Raw genomic sequence first — 10,512 nt, 5'->3', positions numbered from 1 at the left:
CGCCCGTCCCCCGTGACCCCCGACGCCACCGTGGCGAGGACCGCGAGCCCCAGCGAGCCGCCCAGCTGGCGGGAGCTGTTGAGCAGCCCCGACGCCATGCCGGTCTCCTCGGCGGCGACACCCGACGTCGCGGACGTGCCCAGCGGCACGAAGCACATGCCGATGCCCACGCTCGCGACCATCGAAGGACCCAGGATGGAGTTCAGGAACGTACCGTCGACGCCCACCGTGAGCCCGAACCAGGCCAGCCCCGCCGCCCCAAGGAGCCCGCCGGTGACCAGGAGCGCCCGCTCCCCGAAGCGCGCCACGGTCCGCGCCGAGATCACCGACCCGGCGACGACGCCCACGCAGAACGGCAGGAACGCCGCCCCCGCCCGCGTCGGACCGTACGAAAGCACCTCCTGGAGATAGAGGGAGGTGAAGTAGAAGGCGGCGAACTGGCCCGACGACATCAGGAGCGCGAACGCGTTCGCGGAGAGCACGGGCCGGTGGGCGAACAGGCCGAGCCGCAGCAGCGGTTCGCGGTTGCGGGACTCGACGACGGCGAACGCGGCGAGCAGCACGAGCGCGGCGCCGAGGGTGCCGAGGGTCGTGGCGGATCCCCATGCGTACGTCTCCGTACGCACCAGGCCGAGTACGAGCACCGTCATGCCCGCGGTGACGAGGAACGCGCCCACCACGTCGAGGCGCGGCGCGGGCCCGGTGCGCCGGTCGGCGGGCACGCCGTCGCGCGAGAGGAGGAGCGCGGCAAGGACCACCGGAACGTTGATCAGCATCACGGAGCGCCAGCCGGCCCAGTCCGTGAGCAGTCCGCCCGCCATCACCCCGACCGCACCGCCGAGCGCGCCCGACGCGCCCCAGAGCCCGAGTGCCCGCGAACGCGCGGCCCCCGCCTCGTAGTTGACGGTGATCAGGGCGAGGGCGACGGGGGCGAGCGCCGCCGCGCCCGCGCCCTGCACGGCCCGCGCGGCGACGAGCTGCCCCGGCGTGCCGGCGAGGCCGCCCGCGAGGCTCGCGGCGCCGAAGACCGCGAAGCCGGCGATCAGGGTGCGCCGCCGCCCCACCAGGTCGGCGAGCCGCCCGCCGAGCATGAGGAGGCCGCCGAAGGCCAGTGCGTAGGCGTTGACCACCCAGATCAGTGAATCGGCTCCGAAGCCGAGGTCGTCGCCGATGTCGGGAAGCGCGATGTTGACGACGGACATGTCGAGCGAGACGAGGAACTGCACGGTGAGCAGCACCGGCAGCAGCCAGCGGTGGTGCGAGGGCGTCGAGTCAGCAGGTTTCACCATGCCCAGGGACATTACTATACGCGTATAGAAAATCAATCGAGATGTGCTGCGCACCGGGTTCGGGGGCACAGCGGCAGGCGCGACAATGAGCGACGTGGCAGCTGAAACAGAGAGAACAGGCGCGGAGAAACCCGGCGAGGTCAAGAAGAAACGCGGCCGCCCCAGCCGCATCGACCTCGACACGATCGTCGGCATCGCCCGCCGCATCCTCCAGGAGGAAGGCGTCGCCGCCCTCAGCATGCGCCGGGTCGCCAAGGAGGTCGGCACGACCCCGATGGCGCTCTACCACCACGTACGCGACAAGGACGAGCTCCTCATGCTCACCCTGTCCGGCACGGCCGACTCGGTCCCCCGCCCCGAGCTGCCCGACGACCCGCGCGACCGGATGCTCGCGGTCTCCGTGCACATGCACGGCACGCTGGCCCGCATGCCCTGGGTGGTCGAGGTCCTGAGCCTCGGCGATCTCACCGACAAGGGAGCGCTGTGGATGGTCGAGGAGATCGTCGGTTCGGCGATGACGCTCGGACTCACCCCGGGCCAGGCCGTCGCCGCCTACCGCACCATCTGGCACTGCGTGTACGGCGATCTGGTCTTCCGGCAGGCGATGGCCCGCCGCGCCGGGGAACCGGACCGCAAGCGCCACTTCCCCGACATGCTCGACGACGCGGACGCCGAGGAGCTGCCCCACATGACCGCACTCGCCGACCGCTGGCTGGAACTGACGGAGGACTACGACGTGTCCACACAGTTGGGAGCGGTCATCGACGGGCTCCTGGGGCAGGCGGGACGCCCCTGACACTGCCGGGCGAACCACGGGGGATCGGATGGCACAGCTGAACGAAGGCGTACGGCAAGGGATTTCGGGCCGCGCGGGGCCGGACACGGCACCGGCCTATCTGCGGACGGGAGCGGCCGTCGCCCTGTACGCCACGGCCGCCGCCGGCTTCATCGGGTACGAGATCGACCAGCGCGGCGCGGACGGCACGGACTTCCTCAAGTCGCTCTACGACCCACGGGTGCCGCTCACTCCCTGGGCGCAGACCCCGCAGGACTGGGCGCTGATCGCGGCCGCGCTCGTGTTCGGCGGCATCGCGCTGGCCCGCCGCCGCGTGGCACGCGGCGCGCTGATGCTGCTCGCGGTGATCCTGATCGGTCTGTCCCTGCGGGAACTCGTGGGGCTCGCCGTCTCGGAGCCCTACCGGCAGATGATGGACAGCCTCGGCAACGGCCAACTCCTCATCATCTTCCGGGTGGTGGGCCTGTTCATCGGCATCGCGATCCTGGCCGAGATGGCCCGCGCGGGACGCCGGAGCACTCCGCCGTACGCCGCGTACGGAGGTGCGTACGGCGGCATGTACGGCGGCTATGGCCCGCCGCCACCCGCCTACCGCCCCGGCCCGCGCCCGCAGTTCTCGGCGGCCGGGATCTGTGTGCTCCTGGGCGGGTTGGTGGCCGGGGCCTGGCTGGTCTACCGGCTCACGCGCCCCGAGGTCTTCGTCATGGGCCTGCCGGGCGGCGACGCCGGGGTCGGCGGCTTCTTCCGTGACGTCGTCGACGCCTCGTACGGCACATCGGTGCCGTACTCCTTCCACAGCGTGTCCATCGTCGTCGCGCCGCTCCTGGTCGGAGTCCTGCTGCTCAGGGGCTCCCCGGCGGCCCGCGGCGCGGCACTCGCGCTGTCCTTCATCTCGCTCTACCTGGACGCGCGCGGCCTGTACTCGTACGTCGCCGAAGGGGATCTCGGCCAGTACTTCGACAGCACGCTGGGCACGCTCGTCCTGCTGTCCACGGTGGCCACGACGGTCCTGGCGCTGACGGCCGTGGTCCTGCTCCTGCGGGTGCCCGAGCAGGACTAGTCGTACGCCGTGTCAGTCCACGCCGACCGACTCGAACCGCCACCTGTGCACGGCCCGCGTCACCAACTCGGGGGCGGGCTCCGGCAGTTCGGGAAGGTCGGCGTCGTACGCCGCGTCCCACCAGGTCAGCACGAGCACCCGGTCCTGCGGGGCACTGAAGCTCTCCCGCCGGACCGGCTCACCGTCCAGGACCTGCGCGCGCGCCCACGCGAGCAGCTCCTCGCCCCGCCCTTCGGCGGCGCGGGCCTCCCACATCAGCGCGACGGTCACGAGTACAGGTTCTCCTTGCTGACCTCGTGCACGTGATCGTGGTCGTGCGCAGGGGAGTGGCCCGGCACATGCGGCTCCGTCACCGGCAGCGAAGAGTCCGCCGACAGGTCCCAGGCCGAGGCCGAGCGGTTCCTGGCCACCATCTCCGCGCCAAGGGCCGCGACCATCGCGCCGTTGTCCGTGCACAGCTTCGGCCGCGGCACCCGCAGCCGGATTCCGGCCGCCTCGCACCGCTCCTGGGCGAGCGCCCGCAGCCGGGTGTTGGCGGCCACGCCGCCGCCGATCATCAGGTGGTCCACGCCCTCGTCCTTGCAGGCCCGCACGGCCTTGCGGGTCAGCACGTCGACGACCGCCTCCTGGAAGGACGCCGCCACGTCCCGTACCGGAACGTCCTCGCCCGCGGCCCGCTTGGCCTCGATCCAGCGCGCGACGGACGTCTTCAGACCGGAGAAGGAGAAGTCGTACGCGGCGTCGCGCGGCCCGGTGAGACCGCGCGGGAAGGTGATCGCGGTCGGGTCGCCCTCCTTCGCGTACCGGTCGATGACGGGACCGCCCGGGAAGCCCAGGTTGAGGACCCGCGCGATCTTGTCGAAGGCCTCGCCCGCCGCGTCGTCGATGGTCGCGCCCAGCGGACGTACGTCCGATGTGATGTCGGCGGAGAGCAGCAGCGAGGAGTGGCCGCCGGAGACCAGCAGGGCCATCGTCGGCTCCGGAAGCGTGCCGTGCTCCAGCTGGTCCACGCAGATGTGCGAGGCCAGGTGGTTCACGCCGTACAGCGGCTTGCCGAGCGCGTACGCGTACGCCTTGGCCGCCGATACGCCCACGAGCAGCGCGCCCGCGAGACCGGGCCCGGCGGTCACCGCGATGCCGTCGAGGTCCTTCGCGCTCACCCCCGCTTCCTTCAGCGCCCGGTCGATGGTCGGCACCATCGCCTCGAGGTGCGCGCGGGACGCGACCTCGGGCACGACACCGCCGAAGCGGGCGTGCTCGTCGACGCTGGAGGCGACGGCGTCCGCGAGCAGGGTGGTGCCGCGGACGATGCCGACGCCGGTCTCGTCGCAGGAGGTCTCGATGCCGAGTACGAGCGGTTCGTCAGCCATGGGTGTCGGTTCCTTGCACGGGATTCACTGAGGTTGATGGATCGGTCAGGCGCATCACCAGGGCGTCCACGTTGCCCGGCTGGTAGTAGCCGCGTCTGAAGCCGATGGGCTCGAAGCCGAAGCGCTCGTACAGCTTCTGCGCCTGTGTGTTGTCGACCCGCACTTCCAGCATGACCTCGGCGCACTCGAAGGCCGTCGCCGCGCTCAGCAGATCGGTCAGGAGCCGGGAGCCGAGCCCCGTGCCCCAGTGGCTCGGGGCCACAGCGATGGTCTGCACGTCGGCCTGGTCGCCGGCCGAGGCGAGCCCCGCGTACCCGACGAGCCGTTCGCCGTCCATCGCGACGACATAGCGGCGGGTGGCCAGCGGGCCGCGCGCGTGGGCGAGCTCGGACCAGAACATGCCGCGCGACCAGGCGTCGTCCGGGAAGAGCTCCTTCTCCAGGACGAAGACGAGGTCGATGTCCCACCAGCGCATCTCGCGCAGGACGACTGTCGTCACGGACGTCACTTGGGGGTGACCACCTTGTAGTTCTTGGGGACCTGCGCGTCCGGTCGGCGCAGGTAGAGCGGCCGGGGCGCGAGCAGCTCTTCCCCGGCCGCGAGCTTCTCCGCGGCGAGCGAGGCGAGCGAGGCCGCCGAGACGTGCTCGGGGGCGCGGGCGTCCGGGAAGGTGTCGGGGTAGAGCACCGCGCCCGCGCCGACGGCGGGGAACCCCGCCACCTCGGCCGCGATATCGGCCGGGCGGTCGACGGCGGCATCCGTGAGGCGGGTGCGCGGGTCCGCGTACCGCGCCCAGTAGACCTCCTTGCGCCGCGCGTCCGTGGCGACGACGAAGGGGCCGGTCTCGATGCCGGACTCGTAGGCGAGGCCGTCGAGCGTGCACACGCCGTGCACCGGCACACCGAGCGCGAGCCCGAAGGTGTCGGCGGTCATCAGGCCGACGCGCAGACCGGTGTAGGGGCCGGGGCCCACGCCGACGACGACGCCGGTCACCGCGTCGAGTCTGAGCCCCGCCTCGGCGAGTACCCGGTCGACGGCGGGGAGCAGCAGCTCGCCGTGGCGGCGGGCGTCCACCTGGCTGGAGGCTGCGACGACGGACGACCCGTCGTGCAGGGCGACGGTGACGGCGGGGGTTGCGGTATCCAGAGCGAGCAAGAGCACGCGAACAGCCTACGGCTCCGGCGCCCGGCGCACGGCCGACCGGGGAAGCCGCACACCTGCTGCTACCGTCAACGCGTAGCCGTGCGGAGTACGAAGAGGGTGGCGCAGTTGTCCAGGAGCAGCTCGGGATTCGTGGCCGGGCTCACCGCCGCCGCGCTCGCCGCGGTCGGCTTCCTCGCGTACCAGGCGTCGGCCAGCGCGCCGGACCACCTGGCGGGCAAGAAGCCGGACGCCAACCCCTCCGCCTCCGCGTCACGCTCCCCCAAGGACAAGGCCGACCCGAAGGCGGTCCCCGCGCAGTCCGGTACGGGCGAGCGGGTCATCTACTCGGTGGGCGAGGACCGCGTGTGGCTGGTCAAGGCCTCCGGCAAGGCGCAGCGCACGTACAAGGTCACGCCGAGCACGGTGGACCCCGTACCGGGGACGTACGCCGTCACCTCGCGCTCGGGGGCGGTCCCGGGATCGGACGGCGTGCCGATCGAGCACGTCGTGCGCTTCACGAGCGTGGACGGCATCGCGATCGGCTTCAGCTCGGCGGTGGACGGCTCGACACCGAAGCCGGACCCGTCGAAGAAGACGGGCGGCATCCGCCAGTCGCGCGAGAACGGCAACGCGATGTGGGAGTTCGCGACGATCAGCGCGAAGGTAGTGGTCGTTCCCTGAGGCGCTCACGCGGGGCGACAGGAGCGCCCCGAAGGGGCGCGGGGAACTGCGCGAGCAACCACGACGATCCCACAGCCGCGCACGGACAAGCCGAGGCAGACCCCTAGGCGCTCTTCCGCTCCCGCGGCGCAGCCACCCGCGGCGCAGCCACCGGCGGCGCAGCCACCGGCGGCGCAGCCACCGGCGGCGTGGACACCGCTTTGGCAGCCGCGCAAGAAGCCAACAGCACGCTGACGGAAACCCCGGACGCCCTCGGCGGAACCCTCCGCGGCGCGGGCTGCACGTCTCGTTCAGAAGCCGACATGGACGCCTCCTGGGGGCTCCGGGGGCAGACGTGGTTAGGTAGACCTAACCAGTACCGGTATCCATGTGACCACGCGCGACGCACCGCACGCAACATCTTGCCGACGTCTTGTCGGAACGTTAGGTCGAACGTACGAGATACGCGGCCCGCTCACGCCGCTCAAGCCGCTCAAGCCGAGAGCAACGTAAGGTCCGCCTCGAGCCACCGCGCCCCGACACCGGAGACCGTCACTTCCCGCACCTCGTCCGTCGTATCGCCCACCGCCCGGTGAATCAGCACGCGCAGCCGATCGTCGGAGAGCTCCTCGACCTTGCCGTCACCCCACTCCACGACGATCACCGATTCGGGCAGCGAGACATCGAGGTCGAGGTCCTCCATCTCGTCGAGCCCGCCGCCCAGGCGGTACGCGTCCACGTGCACGAGCGGCGGTCCGTCGCCGAGTGACGGGTGGACGCGGGCGATGACGAAGGTCGGGGACGTGACGGCGCCCCGTACACCGAGGCCCTCGCCGAGGCCCCGGGCCAGGGTCGTCTTGCCCGCGCCGAGCTCGCCGGTGAGCATCACGAGGTCGCCGGGGCGCAGCAGTTTGGCCAGGCGGCGGCCCAACTCGCCCATCTGCTCGGGCGAGTTGACGGTGATCTTGAGGGTGGTGGCGGGGGTCGCGTCGTGCGGTGCTTCCATGCCGACCACGTTAGCCGCTGGAGCTCCGCGCATCCGCCGCCGCCGGCACGGCGCCCGCCCTGCCCAGCAGGTCCGCGAGCCGGTCGGTGACCACCTCGGGGTGCTCCAGCATGACCAGGTGCCCCGCGTCCGGTACGAGCACGAACTCGGCCTCGGGGAGCAGGTCGGCGATCGCCTCGCTGTGCTCGCTCGGCGTCACCATGTCCTTCTCCCCGGCGAGCACGAGCACCGGCAGCTCGGCGAAGTACCGCAGCGCCTCCGCCTTGTCGTGCTCGGCGAACGCCGGATAGAACTCCGCGACCACGTCGATCGGCGTCGACTCGATCATCCGCTCGGCGAACCGCGAGATGGCCGGATCCACGTCCCTGGACGAGAAGGAGTAGCGCTTGATGATCCCCGCGAAGAGATCGGATGTGGCCCGCCGCCCCCGCTCCACCAGGTCGGCCTGCGAACCGAGCGCCTTCAGCACGCCGGGCAGGACGCGCCGGACGGCGTTCATCCCGGCCACCGGAAGCCCGAAGTTGACCTGGCCGAGCCGCCCCGACGACGTACCGACAAGGGCGACCCCCACGACCCGCTCCCGGATCAGTTCGGGGAACTGGTCGGCCAGCGCCATCGTCGTCATGCCGCCCATGGAGTGCCCGACCAGGACCAGCGGCCCCTCGGGCGCGGCCGCGTCGATGACGGCCTTCAGGTCCCGCCCCAGCTGGTCGATGGAGACCGGCTTCCCGTCGTCGAGCTGCGCGACACCGCGCCCGGACCGGCCGTGGCTGCGCTGGTCCCAGTAGACACACCGCACGACACCGCGCAGGGCGGCCCGCTGGAAGTGCCAGGAGTCCTGGCTCAGGCAGTAGCCGTGACTGAAGACGACGGTCACCGGAGCAGGCGCCTTGCGCCCGAAGAGCCGACGCCGGCGCGGCGCCTGCGCGCTCTCCGGCTCGATCTCGTCGACCTCGTACGAGAGCTCCGTGCCGTCGTCGGCGTACGCCTTGCCCGGCATGCCGCGCAGCGATCCGTACGGACCCGAGGCGTCGAGCGCGAGCCGTGCCTTCTTGCGCATGCCGCGGCCGACGGTCAGCCGCTCGATGGCGACACCGGCCGCGGCGCCCGCCGCGACGACGCCTATCGCGGCACCGGCGAGTCCGGCCTTGCGCCAGTTCCCGGCCGCCGCGGCGACTTCCGTCACCGCTTCGGCGGCCGCCCCCGTGCTGGTCTCGCTCACGTGCCGCTCCTACTCAGTCGTCGAACCGGTCGTCCTTCTCGGGTCACTCATTCACATAGACGCGCGGAACACGCGAACCGATGCGGGTGACGATCTCGTACGCGATGGTGCCCGCCGCCTGCGCCCAGTCCTCTGCGGTCGGCTCGCCCCGGTCGCCGGGACCGAACAGGACGGCTTCGGTGCCGACCGCCGGCTCGTCACCGCCGAGGTCGACCACGAACTGGTCCATCGCCACGCGCCCGGCGACCGTGCGCCACTTGCCGCCGATGAGAACAGGTCCGGTGCCCGATGCGTGCCGCGGGATCCCGTCCCCGTACCCCAGGGGGACGAGGCCCAGGGTGGTCGCCCCGGGCGTGACGTAGTGATGCCCGTAACTGACGCCGTGGCCCCCCGGAGCGTGCTTCACCAGGGCGAGCGAGGCGCTGAGCGTCATCACGGGGCGCAGGCCGAAGTCCTCCGGCGTGCCCACCTCGGGGCTGGGCGAGATCCCGTACATCGCGATGCCCGGACGTACGAGGTCGAAGTGCGTCTCCGGGAGCGTGAGCGTGCCCGGCGAGTTGGCGATGTGGCGTACCTCGGGCCGGATCCCCTTCGCCTCGGCGGCGGCGACCATCTCGCGGAAGAGCGCGAGCTGAGCGGCGATGGAGGGATGCCCCGGCTCATCGGCGCACGCGAAGTGCGACCAGAGCCCGGTGACGCGCACGAGCCCCTCGGCCTCGGCCTGCAGCGCCTGCGAGACGAGCTCGGGCCAGTCGGCCGGCAGACAGCCGCCCCGCCCGAGCCCCGTGTCGGCCTTCAACTGAATACGCGCCGTGCGCCCCGCCTCGCGAGCGGCGGCCGCGACCTCGCGCAACGCCCACAATCCACTCACCGACATGTCGAGATCGGCCTCGATGCCCTCCCGCCAGGGCCCGCCCGGGGTCCACAGCCAGCACATCAGGCGCCCCTGGATCCCGGCGGCGCGCAGCGCGAGCGCCTCCTCGGGGGTCGCGGTGCCCACCCAGGTGGCACCGGCCTCGATCGCGGCCCGCGCGCAGGGCACCATTCCATGTCCGTACGCATCGGCCTTCACGACGGCCATGAACTCGGCGCCTGGCGCGTGGGCACGCAACGTCCGCACATTGGCCCGGAGGGCGGCCAAATCGATCTCGGCGCGGGCACGCAAGGGTGCGGTCTCAGTCATAACGCCGACCAGTCTCTCAGAGCCCACCGCCACCCTCGCAGCCGCGCGCCCCGGGCCCCTGGCCTGCGCGCGCCCCTGCGGGAAGCTGCACGCGCTGTCCCCCGCCGCCTGCTTCATCGGAACCCGGCACCGGGGCTGTGCCCACCTTCCCCAAGCTCTCGGCTTCGCCCGAGCAGGGGAGACCCCACTCCAAGCTCTCGGCTTCGCTCGAGCAGGGGAGACCCCACTCGCCCTGCGGAACGCCTGCCCACAGCAGTGGAGGGCAAGGAACGGCCCCCGGCCCCCCACGCACCCGCACCGCGCATCGAGACGCGAGGGGACGTGTCGGTGTGTCCGCACGGAGCACGGTACGCAGGACTCCCCAGCCGCAGCAGCAGGCGCTCGGACCGAGATGGCGAGTACGGACATACCGGCGCGGCCCCGCCCCACACCCGGAGCGGGCCGCAACGGTGCCCGAAGCCGCGCCGCGCCGTGCATTCGGAGTGGGCTGCAGACGGTGCCCGAAGCCGTGGCCCCGCCCTGCATCGGGAGTGGGGCCGCAGGCGGCGCCCGCAGCCGTGGACCCGCCCTGCACCCGGAACGGGCCGCAACGGACCCGAAGCCGTGGCCCCGCCCTGCATCGGGAGTGGGGCCGCAGGCGGCGCCCGCAGCCGTGGACCCGCGCTGCACCCGGAGCGGGCTGCATCCGGACCCCGAAGCCGTGGCCCCGCCCTGCACCCGCAGCGGGCCGCAGACGGCGCCCACATGCCGTGGACCCGCCCCGCACCCGGCCCGAGCCGCAAC

The 10,512-nt window shown here is 72.3% G+C and carries 11 protein-coding genes; 3 read left to right on the top strand and 8 right to left on the bottom strand.

All coding sequences use genetic code 11. From position 1 onward, the window contains the following. On the bottom strand, positions 1-1,289 hold a 1,289-nt coding region (locus E2651_RS35595; protein ID WP_245239436.1), incomplete at its 3' end, for an MFS transporter. A 94-nt stretch (positions 1,290-1,383) separates the two neighbouring features. Between E2651_RS35595 and E2651_RS35590 the strand changes: the two genes are divergently transcribed. Beyond that, complete coding sequence (locus E2651_RS35590) at positions 1,384-2,085, top strand: TetR/AcrR family transcriptional regulator (RefSeq protein WP_245239435.1); 702 nt, start codon at positions 1,384-1,386, stop codon at positions 2,083-2,085. Positions 2,086-2,113: 28 nt separating this feature from the next. Continuing rightward, positions 2,114-3,145 carry a hypothetical protein gene (locus E2651_RS35585; protein ID WP_135335394.1) on the top strand — a complete coding sequence of 344 codons (1,032 nt, stop codon included), beginning with the start codon at positions 2,114-2,116 and terminating at the stop codon, positions 3,143-3,145. A gap of 12 nt (positions 3,146-3,157) precedes the next feature. Here the strand turns inward: E2651_RS35585 and E2651_RS35580 are convergent, their stop codons facing one another. From E2651_RS35580 to tsaB, 4 genes are read right to left on the bottom strand one after another with little or no spacing between them, the layout of a single operon-like run. Continuing rightward, on the bottom strand, positions 3,158-3,415 hold the full coding sequence (locus E2651_RS35580) for a hypothetical protein (RefSeq protein WP_135335393.1): 258 nt from the start codon (positions 3,413-3,415) through the stop codon (positions 3,158-3,160). Next, complete coding sequence (gene tsaD / locus E2651_RS35575) at positions 3,412-4,515, bottom strand: tRNA (adenosine(37)-N6)-threonylcarbamoyltransferase complex transferase subunit TsaD (RefSeq protein WP_135335392.1); 1,104 nt, start codon at positions 4,513-4,515, stop codon at positions 3,412-3,414. The genes E2651_RS35580 and tsaD overlap by 4 nt, the downstream gene beginning before the upstream one ends. After that, a complete protein-coding gene (gene rimI / locus E2651_RS35570) occupies positions 4,508-4,990 on the bottom strand; it encodes a ribosomal protein S18-alanine N-acetyltransferase (protein ID WP_135335397.1) in 483 nt (160 codons plus the stop codon). The genes tsaD and rimI overlap by 8 nt, the downstream gene beginning before the upstream one ends. Before the next feature lie 29 nt (positions 4,991-5,019). Then, a complete protein-coding gene (gene tsaB, locus E2651_RS35565; RefSeq protein ID WP_135335391.1) occupies positions 5,020-5,676 on the bottom strand; it encodes a tRNA (adenosine(37)-N6)-threonylcarbamoyltransferase complex dimerization subunit type 1 TsaB in 657 nt (218 codons plus the stop codon). Between the two features lie 108 nt (positions 5,677-5,784). On the opposite strand from tsaB, the gene E2651_RS35560 reads away from it, so the two are divergent. Continuing rightward, positions 5,785-6,339 (top strand): hypothetical protein, encoded by a 555-nt coding sequence (locus E2651_RS35560; protein WP_135335390.1) that lies wholly within the window; start codon positions 5,785-5,787, stop codon positions 6,337-6,339. A gap of 472 nt (positions 6,340-6,811) precedes the next feature. On the opposite strand, the gene tsaE is transcribed toward E2651_RS35560, so the two are convergent. The 3 genes from tsaE to alr are packed head-to-tail and all read right to left on the bottom strand — an operon-like array spanning position 6,812 to position 9,729. Beyond that, the gene (tsaE, locus tag E2651_RS35550; protein ID WP_135335388.1) at positions 6,812-7,324 is read right to left on the bottom strand and encodes a tRNA (adenosine(37)-N6)-threonylcarbamoyltransferase complex ATPase subunit type 1 TsaE; all 513 of its coding nucleotides are present in this window, start codon (positions 7,322-7,324) and stop codon (positions 6,812-6,814) included. Between the two features lie 10 nt (positions 7,325-7,334). Then, positions 7,335-8,546, bottom strand: coding sequence for an alpha/beta hydrolase (locus E2651_RS35545; protein WP_135335387.1), 1,212 nt, complete (start codon positions 8,544-8,546; stop codon positions 7,335-7,337). Between the two features lie 43 nt (positions 8,547-8,589). Next, entirely contained in the window at positions 8,590-9,729 is a 1,140-nt protein-coding gene (gene alr, locus E2651_RS35540; protein WP_135335386.1) for an alanine racemase, read from the bottom strand. Between the last annotated feature and the right edge of the window lie 783 nt (positions 9,730-10,512).

Origin of the sequence: Streptomyces sp. MZ04 (genome assembly GCF_004684775.1) — a bacterium.
Taxonomy (GTDB): Bacteria; Actinomycetota; Actinomycetes; order Streptomycetales; family Streptomycetaceae; genus Streptomyces.
Note: the sequence above shows the minus strand (reverse complement) of the source record. Positions and strands in the feature narration are given on the sequence as shown.